Here is a 15,910-nt window from a genome sequence, read left to right on the forward strand (position 1 = left end):
GGCTTCTCCTCTGTTCAAGGTTCGACTGGTTTGAAGGCCGGCAGGATGCGGCCGCCGATGGCGGTTGGCGAAAGCAGCAGCATGGCCCCAATATGTAGCGACTGTGTGCCGGGCAGGATGAAGCTCAGCATCGTCGGGCCTTCGGCCAGTTCGACCAGGCCGACTACGTAAGGTGCCGCGGGCAGCCAGCCGGGATGGCCGGGCTTATGCACCTCTGAAAAGGATTTGAGCCGCCCCCTGCCCGATGCGTCCTTCCAGACCAGGCGCCTGCCCCAGCAATGCGGGCAGATCGGGCGCGGATAGAAGACGGCCTTGCCGCAATCCTCGCAGCGCTGGATCGTCAGTCGCCCTTCGGCGGCGGCGTCCCAGAACGGCGCGGTGAGCGCGGTGATGGTCGGGCCGGGGGTTTTCAGTGTATTGAGATCGACGGACATCAGGCGGCTCCCAGTACGAGCGCGGTGGCTTCGCTCATCGTCGCGCCATTGCCGGTGACCAGCGCCAGCCCGGCCTTGCCGATCTGGCGTTCGCCCGCCTCGCCGCGCAGTTGGCGCACCGCCTCGACGACATGGGTCATGCCGCCCGCAAGATCCGGCTGGCCGAAGCCGAGCTGGCCGCCATGCGTGTTGAGCGGCTTGTCGCCTTTGTGGGACAGGTCGTGGTCGTTGAGCCAGGCGCCGAACTGCCCCGGCGCGCAGAGGCCGGCATCCTTGATCGTCGTCGCGACCATGATCGTGTAGCAATCGTACAGCGACAGCAGGTCCATCTCGTCGGCATGTGTGCCGGACTGCCGGAAGGCTCGCGCCATGGCGCTCTTCAGCGGACCGGAGGTGAGGCTGGGCGCCTGGCTGACGGCGCGGTGCGTGACCTTCTCGCCGGCGCCGAGCAGATGCACGGGAGGCTTGCGCAATGAGCGTGCGCGCCCGGCCGAAGTGACGACGACCGCTTCGCCGCCAGCGACCGGCATGACGATTTCGAGAAGGTGCAGCGGCGAGGCGATCATCGGCGACGCCAGCACCGCCTCCACATCGGCCGGCTTGCCGAAGAAGATGGCGTCGGGATTGAGCTGCGCATTCGCACGCGCCGCCGCGGCGATCATGGCGAAATCCCGCGCGGTCGAGCCGTACTCAGCCATATGCGCCTGCATCAGCAGCGCATAGGAGATGTTGGCGCCCGAGGCGCCGAAGGGCACGTCGAACTCGCGGATCGGATTGCGGTTGGGTGAGCGGGGCGCCGCTTCCTCGCGGTTGTTGGCGAGCACGCACAGCACCGTCTCGCACATGCCGGCCTCGATCGCGGCCGCAGCGCGCCAGACCATGCCGGCGCCCGACGCGCCGCCGAGGTCGACGACATTGGCCATGGTCGGTGCCAAGCCCAGATATTCTGCGATCGTCGCCGGCACATGCTGCGGTGTCTCGCCGACCTGCGGTCCGACCAGCAGCCCGTCGATCGCCGCCGGCTCCAGTCCGGCATCGAGCACCGCCAGGCGCGAGACCTCGGCGATCATCTCCAGCGTCGTCACCCCTTGCGTCAGACGTTGCGGCTTCAGTTCGCCGATGCCGGCGATCGCTCCCTTCGACCGGCTCATGCCGCCTTGCTCCGGTCGAGCGCGCGGTATTCGTCGAGGCATGCCGGATTGGCGAGCGAGGCCATGTTCTTGACCGGCTTGCCTTCGAGCGTGGTGCGGGCGGCGCCCTCCACCCGCTTGCCGTTCAGCGTGTAGGGCACGGCCTGCACGGCATGGATGCGGTGCGGAACATGGCGTGGCGAAGCGCCTTCGCGGATTGCCATGCGGATTTGCGTGGCAAGCTCGGGAGTGAGCGCAAAGCCGTCATTGAGCTTGATGCAGAGCACGATCTCCTCGTCGCCCTCGACCGGTGCGCCGAAGACCAGGCAATCCTCGATCTCGGCGAAATTCTCGCAGGCCGCATAGATCTCCGCCGTGCCGATGCGCACGCCGCCGGGCTTCAGCGTGGTGTCCGAACGGCCGTGAATGATCCCCGAGCCGTAAGCGGTCATCTCGGCGACATCGCCATGCGTCCAGATCTCGTGGCGGGAAGCGAAATAGGTGGCGTGATAACGCTTGTCGCCGTCCTCGCCCCAAAAGGTCAGCGGCATGGACGGGAAGGGTTCGGTGCAGACGAGGTCGCCCTGGCGGCCGATGATCGGCGCGTTGCGCTCGTCCATGACGGCCACGGCAAGGCCCAGCCCTTTCACGGTCAGCTCGCCACGCCGCACGGGGTGGATCGGCGATCCCAGCAGGAAACAGCCGATGATCTCGGTGCCGCCGGAGATGGAAGCGAAGATCATGTCACGCTTCACATGCTCGTAGACCCAGTCGAATTGTCCCGGCGAAACCGGCGCGCCGGCCGAGAGCAGCGAACGCAGCGGCGAGAGGTCGTGCAGGCGTCCCGGCGCGTAGTTTTCAGCGGCAAGCGTCGCCAGATATTTCGGGCTGGTGCCGAAATGCGTGACACGAGCACGCTCGGCCATCGTCCAGAGTGGGCTGGGGTCAAGGCCATCGGCCGATTTCAAGATCGGCGCGCCGTCGTAAAGGACGACCGTGGCGCCGCAGGCGAGGCCGGAGATCAGCCAGTGATACATCATCCAGGCGGTGTTGGTGTACCAGCTGATGACGTCGCCCGAGCGAACGTCACCATGCAGCAGATGCTCCTTCAGATGCTGGAGCAGCACGCCGCCGGCGCGGTGGACGATTGCTTTCGGCGCGCCTGTCGTGCCCGAGGTGTAGAGCACATAGGCCGGATGGTCGAAGGGCACGCAGTCGAAGCGGAGCGGAGCGTCGCCGCCGAAATCGTCAAACGGAATACATGCCGCCGCGCAGTCCGGCTCGGCGCCCGGCTCGCCGGTCAGCACCAGTGTCGTCACCGACGGCATTGCCGCGACGATCTCGGCCAGCCTGTCGGAGATGTCGTGCTCCTTGCCCGCATAGCGGTAGCGCGGCGCGGCAAACAGCACCTTGACGCCGATCTGGCCGAGGCGGTCGACGATGGCGGCGGCGCCGAAATCCGGCGAGCAGGACGACCAGACGGCGCCTATCGATAGCGCCGCAAGCAGCGCCACCAGACCCTCGACGCGATTAGGCAGGACGCCGCCGACGCAATCGCCTTTGCCGACGCCGGCCGCGCGCAAGCCATGTGCTGTCCGGGCGACGAGCCGGCGCAATTCGCCGAGCGTTATGGTGCGGAAATGACCGCTCTCGTCGGCCTCGATGATCGCGGCTTTTGCCTCATCGCCGCGCAGCAGGTTTTCCGCGAGATTGAGCTTCGCTTCCGGCAAGAAGCGGCTTTTGGTCATCGGCGCATCGTCGTCGCGCAGGAAGGAGATGGCGCCTGGATCGCCGATGACCTCGGCAAAATCCCACACCGCGCGCCAGAACGCGCCGGGCTCGCCGATCGACCATCGATGCAGCGTCTCGTAGTCGTACGGGCCGAAGCCGTAGGTCTGCGCAAAGCGCGCAAGATTCGACGATTGGAACGCGGCCGGCGCCGGCGTCCAAAGCACGGATGACATGGATTTCCTCCCGCAATGCAGGTCGGGCTCGATGCCGCGACCTTGCTTGCCGATGCGATTCAGATTATTGGTTATAACCAGAATGTCAAGCGACGATCGCAGGTCGGCAATCGGCATTTGGGAGGACTGGAATGGACGCCATTTATATTGTTGCCGCCAAGCGCACGCCTATCGGCAAGCTGAACGGCGCGTTTGCCAGCCTGTCGGCGGCGGAGCTTGGCGGGCAGCTTATCCAGGCGATGCTTGCCGATATCCAACTCGCGCCCGATGCCGTCAGCGAAGTCATCATGGGCCAGGTGCTTACCGGCGGCGCCGGGCAGAACCCGGCAAGGCAGGCCGCGCTCAAGGCCGGCCTGCCGGTCAGCGTGCCCGCCATGACCGTCAACAAAGTGTGCGGCGCCGGTCAGAAGTCGATCCACCTTGCAGCGCAGGCCATTCGCTGCGGCGACGCCGATTGCGTGATCGCCGGCGGGCAGGACTCGATGACCTCGGCGCCGCATGTCATCTCCGGTGTCCGCGGCGGCATCCGCATGGGTGACCGTACCGTCAAGGATTCCATGATCACCGACGGGCTATGGGATGCCTTCCACCAGGTGCATATGGGTGTGACGGCGGAGTCGCTGGCGCAGCGCTACCAGATCACCCGCGAGGAACAGGACAGGTTCGCGTTGCGCTCGCAGGAGAAGGCGGACGCCGCCATTCGGGCCGGCAGGTTCGACGATGAGATCGCGCCTGTCTTGATCAAGACCAGGCAAGACGATGTCGTCATCGAGCGCGACGAACACCCCAATCCCTCGACCACGATCGAGGCCCTCGGCCGGCTGAGGCCGGTCTTCGATGCGGCGGGAACGATCACGGCCGGCAACTCGTCGGGCCTCAATGACGGCGCGGCGGCGGTGCTGGTGATGTCGGAGGCACGGATGAAGGAACTCGGCCTGACTCCCCTCGCCCGCGTCGCTTCCTATGCCTCCGCCGGCGTCGAGCCGATGGACATGGGCCTCGGCCCTGTCGCGGCCTCACGCCGCGCGCTCGACAAGGCCGGATGGCACCATGCCGATCTCGACGTGATGGAGGTCAACGAGGCCTTCGCCGCCCAGGCCATCGCGGTCAACCGCGAGATGGGCTGGAACGAGGACATCATCAACATGAGCGGCGGCGCCATCGCGCTTGGCCATCCGCTCGCCGGCTCCGGCTGCCGCATCGTGGTGACGCTGCTGCACGAGATGGTCCGCAGCGGGGCGAAGAAGGGGCTGGCCTCGCTCTGCATCGGCGGCGGCCAGGGCGTGGCGATCTGCCTGGAGCGGTGAGCCTGGGCACCGCGCTCACTTGGTAACGAACCTCATGAACTGCGCTGACTGCCTGCCGCAATTGAAGAGCAGGTCGACGATCGACACCTCGTGCACGAATCCGGTCCACAGCTGCGGATAGGTCGGATAGCCCGCATAGTCGAACCACTCGAGCTTAATGCCGGCGGTTTCGAAGACATCCTCGACAATGTAGTTTTTCGCCGACGGTCCGGAAACATAGACGGTCCCTCCCGCCTGGGCGCAAATGCTTGCCAGGCGCTCGGTCTTCTCGCCGTGAAGCTCGTAGGCGCTGGATGCGTTTATGGTCGTGCCGATGCCCAGATACCCGCAGATTGCCGTGAGAAAGCTGCGATTGAGCTCCGAAATATGCGTGTAGCGGCGGCTGTAGAGCGGCTCCAGCCATTCAGCGATTTCGGCAAAGCAGCCTGCCCGACGGTAGTTCGCCTGAAGCTGGCGCCAATGCGATTGCGCCCAGTCGGCGCCGTCGATCTCGGTCTCGCAAATCTTCTGGAAATACCGCCCCTTGGTCACCACCGGAACGGTCAGCCATTGCGGGCCGGTCGGGGTCTTGATCTTGTTGCGGTTGCGCCAGTCACGGCGGGGGCATTGCCTGTCGTCATAGAGAATGAACTCGTCGACCGATGCGATGAGATCGAAATAGCCCTTCCAGGGGAGGTAGTTGGACTGCAGGATCGCTACACGCTTCGTCATTGCAGCTTCAGCCTGGTTCCCGGTGCGGCCAATCGCGCGGCTCGCCTGGTCAGTGCGACCCAGCGCCAAGCACTGCGACGACACGCTCCTGGGCCGCCGCGGTGAGGCCGTGCCACAGAGGCAGCCTGATCAGGCGCTCGGCCGTCCGGGTGGTGACCCGCATGTCGCCATGGATCCGGCAGAAGCGTTGGCCCGCGGGTGATTCATGCAGCGGAACATAATGAAAAATGGCGTTGACGCCGTTATCGCGAAAACGCGCCAGCATGCCGGGACGATCCGCTGCCTTGGGGAGCAGCACATAGTAGAGATGGGCATTGTGCTCGCACGCGGCCGGAACGACCGGCCGACGAAGCCGGCCTGCCTGTTCGAGCGGCTCGAGCATGTCGTGATAGCGGTTCCAGATCCGCAGCCGTTCGGCGGTGATCGATTGGGCATCCTCGAGCTGGGCCAGCAGGAATGCCGCCAGCAGATCGCTGGGCAGGTAGGAGGAGCCGACATCCTGCCAGGTGTATTTGTCGACCTCGCCGCGGAAGAACCGGCTGCGGTCCGTGCCCTTTTCGCGGATGATCTCCGCGCGCTGGCCGAGGCCAGGGTCGTTGATCAGCAGCGCCCCGCCCTCGCCGGAAATCAAGTTCTTGGTCTCGTGGAAGCTCAGCGTGCCCAAATCGCCGATACTGCCGAGCGGCCTTCCCTTGTAGCGCGCCGTCGCGCCCTGGGCGGCATCCTCGACGACCTTCAGGCCGTGCCGGCGCGCGATATCGAGTATCGCGTCCATCTCGCAGCCGACGCCGGCATAGTGAACCACCACGATGGCGCGCGTCCTCGGAGTGATCGCGGCCTCGACCAGACGCTCGTCGAGATTGAGCGTATCCTCGCGAATATCGACGAATACCGGAACGCCGCCCCGCAGCACGAACGCATTTGCCGTCGAGGTGAAGGTGTAGGACGGCATGATGATTTCATCGCCGGGCGCGATATCCAGCAGGATGGCGGACATCTCCAGCGCCGCGGTGCATGAATGGGTGAGCAGCGCCTTGGCGCAGCCCACATTCTCCTCGAGCCAGGCATGGCAGCGTTTGGTGAAAGCCCCGTCACCGGAGAGATGCTGGGCGACCCGCGCTTCGGCGATGTAGCGCATCTCGCGGCCGGTCAAGTGAAGGCGGTTGAATGCGATCGACTGCGACTCCGCAGCCGCCAAAGGCCTGTTCAAGGAATTGGACAACCGTCACCCCCGTCAATCGGCGCTCTCGTATCGCCGAAAGAAAGTATCTCCTAAACCTCGTTGCGCACAGTTCCATCAATCGGCGGCTCAGGCAAGCCAATGTCGAAAACAAGGCGCGGGAATATCCGATTTGGCGTGGAAAGCGTCGAACGAAGCAAGTCCGGTTGACGACGTTGCTTTTACTGAGGCAACGATAGCCGGTATCGTCGGGCGCAAGCGCCTCGCGCAGCAACGGATCCGCCGCCTTCATGAAGCTTTCGATCGTCAGCACGCTCTACAGGTCCGAGTCCTATATCGATCAGTTCTGCGACCGGGCCGCTGCCGCCGCGCGCCGGCTGGTGGGCGACGATTTCGAGATCATCCTGGTGAATGACGGCTCTCCGGACCGCAGCCTCGAGCTTGCGGTCCAGCGCAGCGCGGCCGACCGGCATGTGACCGTCATCGACCTGTCGCGGAACTTCGGTCACCACAAGGCCATCATGACCGGGCTGGCCCATGCCACGGGCGATCGGGTCTTCCTCATCGACAGCGATCTCGAGGAAGAGCCGGAGTGGCTGCACTCCTTTGCCAGCCAGATGTCGGAGCGCAGGCTCGACGTGGTCTATGGGGTGCAGGAATCCCGGCGCGGCGGAGCCTTCGAGAGGTGGACCGGCGCGCTGTTCTTTTCGATCAACGATGCGCTGAGCGACTTCCGTCTGCCGCGGAATCTGGTGATTGCGCGGCTGATGACTCGCGCCTATGTCGCGGCCCTCGTCAGCCACCAGGATCACGAGTTCATCATCGCGCATCTGTTTCAGCTGACCGGCTTCCGGCAGGAGCAACAGGTGGTCGTCAAGCACTCGCTGTCGCCAACGACCTATTCGATCAGTCGCCGCATCCAGATGGCGGTTCGTTATTTGATGACGACGTCGACGAGAATCCTGTATCTGGTGCTGTATTTCGGACTTTCAGTTTCGATCGTGTCGGTCCTGGCGATTTTTTTCTATGTGCTCAGATATGTCTTCTATGGGATCGGCGTCAGCGGCTTCACCTCTATAATCGTCTCGATCTGGTTTTTCGGCGGCATGACCATGCTCGTGCTGGGCGTGCTCAGCGTCTACATCGCCAACATCCTGTCCGAAACCAAACGCCGCCCCTACACGATCATCCGGGATATTCATCGCGGCGGTCAGAGCATAGTCGGTACACCCCAAGACCGGTCATCCTCTCGGACGGAAGGCGTCAGCGACTAATCGTCAACGCCATCCTCATTCCGCGTCGCTCTGCCAAGCGTCTTTTCCAACCAGGCGGTCACGGACAGGCCTTCTGCCGCGGCCGCGTCCAGCACGCGGCCGCGCAACTCGGGCGAAACGCCTTCCAATTTGCCGAAATAGCGGGTCCGGTGCGACCCGCCCCGGCGTCCGGGGAATTCCACGTCGAGGTCGAGCGGCGGCTCTCCCTCACCCTTGATGAAGCTGATCAAATAGAATGATCCGCTGAGGATCCACCGGCAGGCAACCCGCCGCGCCGCGACCGGAAGACAATCCAGCGGCGGGCGATGGCGAAACAGCGGATTGGAATTTTCGAGGATCTTGGCGAATTGGCTGTTCGCCAGCCAAGGGGCGATGCCTTCGTCGCCGACAACCACCCGGCCGTTCGGCTTCACGACGCGGGTGACTTCTTCCAGAGCCTTCTTGTGATCTGGGAATAGATTAAGGCCGCCAAAATGATAGACGGCATCGAAGAACCCGTCCGCGAAGGGCAAATGCATAACGTCGGCGCAGAACAATTGCAGGCGCGAGGTGTCCTTGCCTGCGCGGCGCAGGCGATCCCGGCCTGTCAGCAGCATCTCGAGCGACAGGTCGCCGGCAAACAGATCGATGGGCATATCGAGCAGATGGATGGTGTCGCGGCAGGTCCCACAACCGATTTCAAGCACCCTGCTGTCCTGCCGAAGGCCGAGCTCGGCAAACATATCCCGGCGGGTTTGTTCCTCGTTGGCAAGGAGCATGGCAAACACTGCCTCGATGCCTCGATCGTACTCGCTTGCGCGGTCGCGATAGTAGGCCTGGCTCTCGGCGGAAGCCAGCGCTTGACCGGAGTGGATAAGCAGCTGCGGTATGCCCTCGATCAAGGGATAGCGTTCACCTGACCCGCCCAGCAAGGCTGAGCCGTCCGGCGCCTTCGCCAGCGGCTGTCCCGTGGAAGGGGAAACAAAGCTTGATTCCGGTATCATTCGCACAATCGTCCATTTAGTATCGGCTACGATACACGATTCCGCCCGTGACACCTCACCGATGGTTGTACCCATGACGTCTATCGGCGCCCCGGCAACGGACAAAAGCGGCGCGATCCTGCACGAGGTCGCCCGCTACTATGCCGACAAGGTGCAGGCGCATGGCGCCAGTCCGAAGGGCGTGGACTGGAATTCGGAAGAAGGTCAGATCCTTCGCTTCCGGCAATTGGCAAACCTGATCGACCTGCCTGGCGATTTCACGGTCAACGATCTCGGATGCGGCTATGGCGCCCTGCTGCCTTTCCTCGCCGACCGCTTTCCCGGCATTCGCTACCATGGCTGCGATGTGGCTGAAGAGATGATCGACGCAGCGGTGAGGCTTTTTGGCGATCGGCGCGACGCGCGGTTTACCGTCGGAGCGACACCTGCGCAGGTGGCCGACTTCGGCTTCGCGAGCGGCATCTTCAACGTCCGACAGACGCGTCCGGACGACCAATGGGCGGCCTATCTGGAAGCGACACTGGATGTGCTTGACGCCACCAGCCGGCGCGGCTTCGCCTTCAATTGCCTGACCTCCTACTCGGATATCGACAAGCGAAGAGCCGATCTGTTCTATGCTGACCCGAGGCACCTTTTCGACGTCTGCAAGAGAAAATATTCGCAGCGCGTGGCACTGCTGCACGATTACGGCCTCTATGAATTCACCATGCTGGTCAGGAAGACATGAAGCGGCCCATCGTCATATTCGGAGCAGGCGATATCGCCGAGCTTGCCCACTATTATTTCACCCGCGATTCCTCGTATGACGTCGCGGCGTTTACCGTTGACGGCGCCTTCCTGACCCAGGACAGGCTGGCGGGCCTTCCCGTCGTGCCATTCGAGACGCTGGCCGAGCAATTTCCCCCGGACGCCCATGCGGCATTCGTGGCGCTCAGCTACAGCAAGCTCAACGAGCTTCGCCGCCAGAAATATCTGGCGCTCAAGGCGCTGGGCTACGATCTCGTCAGCTATCTCAGTTCGAAGGCCACCCTGCTCAATGACGGCAGGATCGGTGAGAACTGCTTCATCCTCGAGCACAATGTCGTTCAGCCCTTTGCGTCCATCGGCAACAATGTGACGCTGTGGAGCGGCAATCATATCGGCCATCATTCCCGCATCGCCGATCACTGCTTTCTCGCCTCGCATATCGTGGTCTCGGGCGGCGTCGATATCGGCGAGGCCTGCTTCATCGGCGTCAACGCGACATTGCGCGATCATATCCGCATCGGCGAGAGATGCGTGATCGGCGCGGGAGCGCTGCTGCTGGCCGATGCGGCGCCCGAGGGCGTCTATCTCGGCGGCGAAACGGAGCGTTCGAAGGTGCCGAGTTCACGGCTGAGACGTATATGACGCGGTTGAGTTTCAAACGCACCGGATTGGTATGTCGTCCAGGCGGCTCGGCCTGGGAACGGTCGCATTGCCAGAACCCCTTTGCCCAAAGCCTGGGCAACGAAACATACCGCATCCATTTTGCCAGCCGCGACGAGAGCAATCGCTCGCGCGGCGGCTGGGTCGATGTCGCGGCCGCTGGCGGCGGCCTCACCCAGACCGCGCGTTCGGATGGTCCGTCCCTGGACCTGGGACGTCCAGGAACATTCGATGATTGCGGCGCCATGCCCGGTTGCCTCGTCGATCACGACGGCCGCCTGCTGCTCTACTACACCGGCTGGTCACTGACCCGCCCGGTGCCCTTCACCTTCGCCATCGGGCTCGCGGAATCGCGCGACGGGGGCCGCCATTTCGAGCGCGTATCGGAAGCGCCCGTGCTCGGCCGCAACCACTACGATCCCTTGCTCGCCGGCGCGCCCTGGGTGCTCGTCGAAGCTGGCATTTTCCGCATGTGGTACGTGTCGGGCTTACGGTGGGAGCTCGACCCGGAAGGCAAGGAGGCGCCGATCCACTACTACACGGTCAAGCATGCGACGAGCAGCGACGGCATGACGTGGAAGACCGACGAACACATCTGCCTTCCTTTTCTCGAGGGCGAACACGCCATCGCCCGACCGGTCGTCCGACGGACCGAGGCCGGCTACGAAATGCTCTATTGCGCCAGGCGCCTGGGTGAGACCTACCGTGTCTATCAGGCCACATCCGCCGACGGGATTCATTGGCGGCGCGACAGGGCGCCGCTGCTCGACACCAGCGCGAGTGGATGGGACTCGGAAATGGTCTGCTACGCCAGTCTGCTGCACACTGCCGAAGGCAACTTTCTGCTCTACAACGGAAATGGTTACGGGAAGGACGGGGTCGGCGCCGCGCTCCTGCAATCGTGACCATGCCGAAATCGGGAAATACCGCGAAAGAGGCTTTTGCCTTCGGAAGGATATAGTCCGGTGCGATGGGAAAAACTCGGCCGCCTGTTCTGCCCGACCGGCGACGTAGAGTGGATGCGCTCGCACGCGACCATGCCGATTGCCGAGCACGTCTCCGGCGATCTGTTCAGGATCTATTTCGGCTCCCGCGACGCATCGCAACGCTCCTACACCGGCTATGTCGTCATTGAGCTTTCGTCGCCGGAGCGCGTCCTCGACATAGCCCGCACGCCTGTCCTGGTGCCGGGCAGTCTCGGCGAATTCGATGACAGCGGCGCCCTGGCGAGCTGGCTGACAACAGAGGGGCCGAAGCGATATCTCTACTATGTCGGCTGGAACCTTGGCGTGACCGTCCCTTTCCGCAACGCCATCGGCCTCGCCACAGCTTCGCTCGACGGATCGTTTTCACGTTTCGCCGCGGGCCCGCTGATCGATCGCTCGATGACAGAACCGCATTTTGCCGGCAGTTGCTGCGTACTGAACGAGGCCGGGCTCTGGCACATGTGGTATACGTCCTGCGTCGGCTGGACCGCATCTGCGCAAGAGCCGATCCATCGCTACCACATCAAATATGCGAGCTCGGACGACGGCATCCATTGGCGCCGTGATGGGCATGTGGCCATCGATTTCGCGAACGAAGAGGAATATGCGATATCCCGCCCTGCGGTTAAGAGGGACGGCGAGCTGTGGCGCATGTGGTATTCCTATCGTGGCGACCGCTACCGGATCGGCTATGCCGAGTCGGCCGACGGCCTGAACTGGGTCCGCCTGGACCACGCCGCGGGCATCGCGCCCGCTCAGTCAGGCTGGGACAGCGAGATGATCGAGTATCCGTTCGTGTTCGATCATGAGGGGCGGCGCTATATGCTCTACAACGGCAATGGTTACGGGAAGACCGGCTTCGGCCTGGCCGTGCTGGTGTAGCAGGGCCGCCTAATGATCGTTTGCCCACGCTGCAATCTGGAACACGCGTCCGCGGATGCCGCTTGCCCGAACTGCGGCTTCGTACCCGGCAGCCTGAACGGCTTTCCCGTCTGGGCGCCCGAGATGGCGAATGAAGGCGGCGGGTTCCACGAGAGCTTCTTTGCCGAGTTGGCGCAGCGCGAGGTCGGCAATTTCTGGTTCGAGGCCCGCAACACCATCATCACGCGCACGCTGAGGCGGTTCTTTCCGCAACTCCGGTCGTTCCTCGAGATCGGCTGCGGCACAGGCTTTGTCCTGAGCGGCATCGCCCGCGCCTTTCCGAGCGCCCGGCTGGTGGGGACCGAAATCTTCATTGCCGGCTTGCCCTTCGCCGCCGCCCGCTTGCCGTCGGCAAGCTTTGCCCAGATGGACGCAAGACGATTGCCCTACGCCGCGGAATTCGATGTCGTGGGGGCTTTCGACGTGATCGAGCACATCAAGGAAGATGTCGAAGCGCTGGAGAACCTGAAGCGCGCCGTGAAGCCCGGGGGCGGCGTGATCGTTTCAGTGCCGCAGCACAGATGGCTCTGGAGCGAGCTCGACAATCAGTCGTTTCACTTCCGGCGCTACGAAAAGCGGGAACTGCATGAAAAGATCGAAAGCGTGGGACTGGAGGTCATCTACAGCACCTCGTTCGTGTCGCTTCTGTTGCCGTTGATGTTCCTGTCGCGGCGACGCAACAGCGAAAGCGGCGAATTCGATGCCAGTAGGGAATTCCGCATCGGGCCGGCCGTAAATGCCTCGTTGCGGACCATGATGGCGATCGAAGGCCTGATCCTCGGGACGGGCCTCACCCTTCCCGTCGGCGGCTCCCGACTGGTGGTGGCGAAACGTCCGTGACTTGCAGCGCTCCTCAAAGGACAGCCGTCAAGGCAATCGGGTCGCCGCCAGCATTACGCCGAGGACGATCAAGCAATTGCCGGCAAGGGACTGCCAGCTGAATCGTTCGTGCAGGAACAGGACCGAACCGGCGAAAATCAGAGGGTAAGACAGTGCGGCGAACGGGAAGGCCAGCGACAGCGGAATTCTCGATATCGCGGCATACCAAAGGACGCTGCAGATCACGAGTCCGAGGCCGCCTATCCAGACCTGCCAATCGGCAAGCAGGCCAAGCAGATAGGGCCAGCCCCCTTCGAGGCTGAACGGCACGGTTCCATGTTCGCTCAAGCGAGACTTGATGACGATCTGGGTCACGGTGAGCAGGAATACGGCGGCCAAAATGAGCGCGATGCCGATGCCACGGTTATCCAGATTGCTTCTCCATTCCTGCGAATCAGTCAGCGCCGCAACATTGGACCGTGCGGCGCCACCTGTCCATTTGGGCCGACGGCAACCAAGGCGGGCGGAAAAGAAGGCGACCGCGGAACCTGAGCGTGGCGACGCGCGCAAGGCCACCAAGGACCGGTGACACCCGCGATGAAAACCCGCATGCTGCTCCAGGCAGCCGGCGATAGATTCCGGATGCTCACGCCGCAGCGACGTGGCGAAGAGGGAACGATATGAGGCAGCCACGCATGACGGACCAGGATGCTGGCACGGAAGCCCTGCTGCGGGAACTGTCGGCCGTCTCGCATGACGACTATTCCAACAGCTTTGCAAAGCTGCGCGGGAGGCTGACCGATAGCCGAGGCATCCGGCTGCCGGACTTCGTGCGCGACCTGCAGCCGGCTTATCGCCGGGTGTATTTCGATATTGCCGTCGGTTACGCAGCGCTGGCGGCTGTCGTCGCGCTGGTATCGATCGGACAATGGGCGGGCATATGGCCGGTCGCGCTGGGTCTGCTCGGCGCGATCCTGATCGGCTACTGGGCACTCTATCTCACCTCGTTCATCCACGAGGGGGCGCACTGGAATCTTGCACCCGACAGAACCATCAATGACTGGCTGAGCAACCTCCTGCTGTCGTGGATCATCGCGTTGGAGATCGGCTTCTATCGCAAGGTGCATTTCGAGCATCACCGCTCGCTCGGTACCATCCATGACACCGAAATCTCCTATTTCTCGCCGCTCAACGCCAGGTTCCTCGTGCGCTCCCTGCTCGGCATCCGCGCGATCGAGACCTTGCTGTCCTATCACCGGAACGCGGCGGCTGGCCACAAGCCGATGGCGCGCGCGTCCGCCGGGACGGGTGGAACCGGCACCAAGCCATTCTTGTTGTTTGCAATTGCGATCACGGTGCATGGATCGATTGTGCTGGCCCTGTCGTGGTCCGGGCTTTGGCCTGCCGCGATCGCGTGGGTGCTCGGATTCGGCGCGGTGCTGCCTTTCTTCGGCAGCATTCGGCAGTTGCTGGAGCATCGAACCGAGGATGCGCGGCCCGATCAGGATTACACCGCGATCGACCAGGGCGCCTGCGCGCGAATCTTTGGACCCGGGTATTTCGCCAGCACTTTCGGGTCGGCCGGCTTCAACCGGCACCTGCTGCACCATTGGGAACCGCAGGTGTCCTACACGCGGCTTGCCGACCTCGAACGCTTCCTTGCCGATACCCCCATGCGGGTGGTGATGGACAGGCGCCGGGTCAGCTATGCCGAGACGTTTCGCCGCCATTTCTCGCTTTATTGAAACAGATGGCGAATTGCCCATTCTGCGGCGAGTCCGCGAATTTCCACGCGGCGGCGACCGATATTGAATATTTCACGACGCCAGAGCGCTTTGAATTCTGGCACTGCAAGGCCTGTGACATCCTGTTCATCTCGCCGATGCTGGCGGATCGGCTGGATGTCATCTACCCGTCGAACTATTACGCCTTCCAGGAGGTGGGCAGGAAGAGCTTTCCACTGCGCGTCAAGGAATGGATCGACCGCCGAACGCTTCGGCGCGTGCTCCGGGGTATCCAGGGCAGCACCTTGCGTGTGCTCGACGTCGGCGGTGGAACTGGATGGCTCGCGGGCATTGCCCGGGCCGCCGATTTGCGTGTCACCGAGACCTGGATCGTCGACCTCGACGACAAGGCGAAGAGCAGCGCGGAAGCCCATGGCCATTGTTTTTTTCACGGACGGATCGAAGATTTCGACGATCACGGAAAATTCGACCTCATTTTGATGCTCAATCTGGTGGAGCATCTGCCGCGGCCCGATCTGATACTGGCGCGGGCGGCGCAAATGCTAAGCCCGAACGGGCGCATCGTGATCAAGACGCCGAATTTCCGCTCGCTCGATGCCCTTGTCTTCCGGCACAGATCGTGGGGTGGCTATCACTGCCCTCGCCATTTCGTGCTGTTCAGCCGTGAGAGCCTGACCCGAACGCTGCGTGACGCAGGGCTTGCCGTCGATGGCTTCTCCTATACCCAGGGAGCACCGTTCTGGTGCGTCTCGATCATGAATCAGATGCGGCTGGCGGGATGGATATCGATCAGTGCGGCACGATCCTATGCCGACCATCCCCTGCTGCCGTTTCTCCAGATCGCTGCCGCCGGATTCGACTTTGCGCGACGCCCGTTTTCGCGACTGTCACAGATGGTGGTGATTGCGCGCCGCGACGACAGTGCAGCCGACGGTGATCGGCGCCACACCACGGTTTGACCTGGAGCAATTCCGGCAAAAAGCGTGAGCGGTTTTCCGTCCGGAATTGCGCCAAAACAACGACATAGAGCGGCTCGCCGTTTCCATGAA

General features: G+C 63.3%; 16 protein-coding genes. 9 read left to right on the forward strand and 7 right to left on the reverse strand.

Features of this window, described 5'->3' with window-relative positions:
• Positions 1–14: 14 nt before the first annotated feature.
• From KVT37_RS26660 to KVT37_RS26670, 3 genes are read right to left on the reverse strand one after another with little or no spacing between them, the layout of a single operon-like run.
• Positions 15–434 carry a Zn-ribbon domain-containing OB-fold protein gene (locus tag KVT37_RS26660; RefSeq protein WP_217577997.1) on the reverse strand — a complete coding sequence of 140 codons (420 nt, stop codon included), beginning with the start codon at positions 432–434 and terminating at the stop codon, positions 15–17.
• Positions 434–1,585 (reverse strand): thiolase family protein, encoded by a 1,152-nt coding sequence (locus tag KVT37_RS26665; RefSeq protein ID WP_217577998.1) that lies wholly within the window; start codon positions 1,583–1,585, stop codon positions 434–436. Before KVT37_RS26665 ends, KVT37_RS26660 begins: the two co-directional genes overlap by 1 nt.
• A complete protein-coding gene (locus tag KVT37_RS26670) occupies positions 1,582–3,528 on the reverse strand; it encodes an acetoacetate--CoA ligase (RefSeq protein WP_217577999.1) in 1,947 nt (648 codons plus the stop codon). The genes KVT37_RS26665 and KVT37_RS26670 overlap by 4 nt, the downstream gene beginning before the upstream one ends.
• A gap of 131 nt (positions 3,529–3,659) precedes the next feature.
• Between KVT37_RS26670 and KVT37_RS26675 the strand changes: the two genes are divergently transcribed.
• Positions 3,660–4,835, forward strand: coding sequence for an acetyl-CoA C-acetyltransferase (locus tag KVT37_RS26675; protein ID WP_217578000.1), 1,176 nt, complete (start codon positions 3,660–3,662; stop codon positions 4,833–4,835).
• A gap of 15 nt (positions 4,836–4,850) precedes the next feature.
• On the opposite strand, the gene KVT37_RS26680 is transcribed toward KVT37_RS26675, so the two are convergent.
• Positions 4,851–5,546, reverse strand: coding sequence for a WbqC family protein (locus tag KVT37_RS26680; RefSeq protein ID WP_217578001.1), 696 nt, complete (start codon positions 5,544–5,546; stop codon positions 4,851–4,853).
• Positions 5,547–5,595: 49 nt separating this feature from the next.
• Entirely contained in the window at positions 5,596–6,744 is a 1,149-nt protein-coding gene (rffA, locus tag KVT37_RS26685; protein ID WP_306797020.1) for a dTDP-4-amino-4,6-dideoxygalactose transaminase, read from the reverse strand.
• A 272-nt stretch (positions 6,745–7,016) separates the two neighbouring features.
• Here rffA and KVT37_RS26690 point away from each other — a divergent pair, with 272 nt between their 5' ends.
• Positions 7,017–8,000, forward strand: coding sequence for a glycosyltransferase family 2 protein (locus KVT37_RS26690; RefSeq protein WP_217578002.1), 984 nt, complete (start codon positions 7,017–7,019; stop codon positions 7,998–8,000).
• On the opposite strand, the gene KVT37_RS26695 is transcribed toward KVT37_RS26690, so the two are convergent.
• Positions 7,997–8,983 carry a methyltransferase domain-containing protein gene (locus KVT37_RS26695; RefSeq protein ID WP_217578003.1) on the reverse strand — a complete coding sequence of 329 codons (987 nt, stop codon included), beginning with the start codon at positions 8,981–8,983 and terminating at the stop codon, positions 7,997–7,999. The genes KVT37_RS26690 and KVT37_RS26695 overlap by 4 nt on opposite strands.
• Before the next feature lie 73 nt (positions 8,984–9,056).
• On the opposite strand from KVT37_RS26695, the gene KVT37_RS26700 reads away from it, so the two are divergent.
• From KVT37_RS26700 to KVT37_RS26720, 5 genes are all read left to right on the forward strand, one after another.
• A complete protein-coding gene (locus KVT37_RS26700) occupies positions 9,057–9,710 on the forward strand; it encodes a trans-aconitate 2-methyltransferase (protein WP_217578004.1) in 654 nt (217 codons plus the stop codon).
• Positions 9,707–10,372, forward strand: coding sequence for an acetyltransferase (locus tag KVT37_RS26705; RefSeq protein WP_217578005.1), 666 nt, complete (start codon positions 9,707–9,709; stop codon positions 10,370–10,372). Before KVT37_RS26700 ends, KVT37_RS26705 begins: the two co-directional genes overlap by 4 nt.
• A complete protein-coding gene (locus KVT37_RS26710; protein ID WP_217578006.1) occupies positions 10,369–11,295 on the forward strand; it encodes a hypothetical protein in 927 nt (308 codons plus the stop codon). The genes KVT37_RS26705 and KVT37_RS26710 overlap by 4 nt, the downstream gene beginning before the upstream one ends.
• A 60-nt stretch (positions 11,296–11,355) precedes the next feature.
• On the forward strand, positions 11,356–12,258 hold the full coding sequence (locus tag KVT37_RS26715; RefSeq protein WP_308642771.1) for a hypothetical protein: 903 nt from the start codon (positions 11,356–11,358) through the stop codon (positions 12,256–12,258).
• Positions 12,259–12,381: 123 nt separating this feature from the next.
• On the forward strand, positions 12,382–13,137 hold the full coding sequence (locus tag KVT37_RS26720) for a trans-aconitate 2-methyltransferase (RefSeq protein WP_254634276.1): 756 nt from the start codon (positions 12,382–12,384) through the stop codon (positions 13,135–13,137).
• Positions 13,138–13,164: 27 nt separating this feature from the next.
• On the opposite strand, the gene KVT37_RS33840 is transcribed toward KVT37_RS26720, so the two are convergent.
• Entirely contained in the window at positions 13,165–13,809 is a 645-nt protein-coding gene (locus tag KVT37_RS33840; protein ID WP_217578008.1) for an EamA family transporter, read from the reverse strand.
• A gap of 2 nt (positions 13,810–13,811) precedes the next feature.
• On the opposite strand from KVT37_RS33840, the gene KVT37_RS26730 reads away from it, so the two are divergent.
• Positions 13,812–14,861, forward strand: a complete 1,050-nt coding sequence (locus KVT37_RS26730) for a fatty acid desaturase (RefSeq protein WP_217578009.1) — start codon at positions 13,812–13,814, stop codon at positions 14,859–14,861.
• Positions 14,862–14,866: 5 nt separating this feature from the next.
• Positions 14,867–15,820: a bifunctional 2-polyprenyl-6-hydroxyphenol methylase/3-demethylubiquinol 3-O-methyltransferase UbiG gene (locus tag KVT37_RS26735; protein ID WP_217578010.1), complete on the forward strand. Its 954-nt coding sequence runs from the start codon at positions 14,867–14,869 to the stop codon at positions 15,818–15,820.
• Positions 15,821–15,910 lie beyond the last annotated feature (90 nt).

The sequence above is a fragment of the Mesorhizobium sp. GbtcB19 genome (assembly GCF_019091085.1).
In the GTDB taxonomy this organism is placed as follows: domain Bacteria; phylum Pseudomonadota; class Alphaproteobacteria; order Rhizobiales; family Rhizobiaceae; genus Mesorhizobium.

Excerpts from the sequence above, each read along its gene's own strand:
- KVT37_RS26660 (WP_217577997.1), bottom strand. The coding sequence starts at position 434 with ATGTCCGTCGATCTCAATACACTGAAAACCCCCGGCCCGACCATCACC.
- KVT37_RS26665 (WP_217577998.1), bottom strand. The coding sequence starts at position 1,585 with ATGAGCCGGTCGAAGGGAGCGATCGCCGGCATCGGCGAACTGAAGCCG.
- KVT37_RS26670 (WP_217577999.1), bottom strand. The coding sequence starts at position 3,528 with ATGTCATCCGTGCTTTGGACGCCGGCGCCGGCCGCGTTCCAATCGTCG.
- KVT37_RS26675 (WP_217578000.1), top strand. The coding sequence starts at position 3,660 with ATGGACGCCATTTATATTGTTGCCGCCAAGCGCACGCCTATCGGCAAG.
- KVT37_RS26680 (WP_217578001.1), bottom strand. The coding sequence starts at position 5,546 with ATGACGAAGCGTGTAGCGATCCTGCAGTCCAACTACCTCCCCTGGAAG.
- KVT37_RS26690 (WP_217578002.1), top strand. The coding sequence starts at position 7,017 with ATGAAGCTTTCGATCGTCAGCACGCTCTACAGGTCCGAGTCCTATATC.
- KVT37_RS26695 (WP_217578003.1), bottom strand. The coding sequence starts at position 8,983 with ATGATACCGGAATCAAGCTTTGTTTCCCCTTCCACGGGACAGCCGCTG.
- KVT37_RS26700 (WP_217578004.1), top strand. The coding sequence starts at position 9,057 with ATGACGTCTATCGGCGCCCCGGCAACGGACAAAAGCGGCGCGATCCTG.
- KVT37_RS26705 (WP_217578005.1), top strand. The coding sequence starts at position 9,707 with ATGAAGCGGCCCATCGTCATATTCGGAGCAGGCGATATCGCCGAGCTT.
- KVT37_RS26710 (WP_217578006.1), top strand. The coding sequence starts at position 10,369 with ATGACGCGGTTGAGTTTCAAACGCACCGGATTGGTATGTCGTCCAGGC.
- KVT37_RS26720 (WP_254634276.1), top strand. The coding sequence starts at position 12,382 with ATGGCGAATGAAGGCGGCGGGTTCCACGAGAGCTTCTTTGCCGAGTTG.
- KVT37_RS26730 (WP_217578009.1), top strand. The coding sequence starts at position 13,812 with ATGACGGACCAGGATGCTGGCACGGAAGCCCTGCTGCGGGAACTGTCG.
- KVT37_RS26735 (WP_217578010.1), top strand. The coding sequence starts at position 14,867 with ATGGCGAATTGCCCATTCTGCGGCGAGTCCGCGAATTTCCACGCGGCG.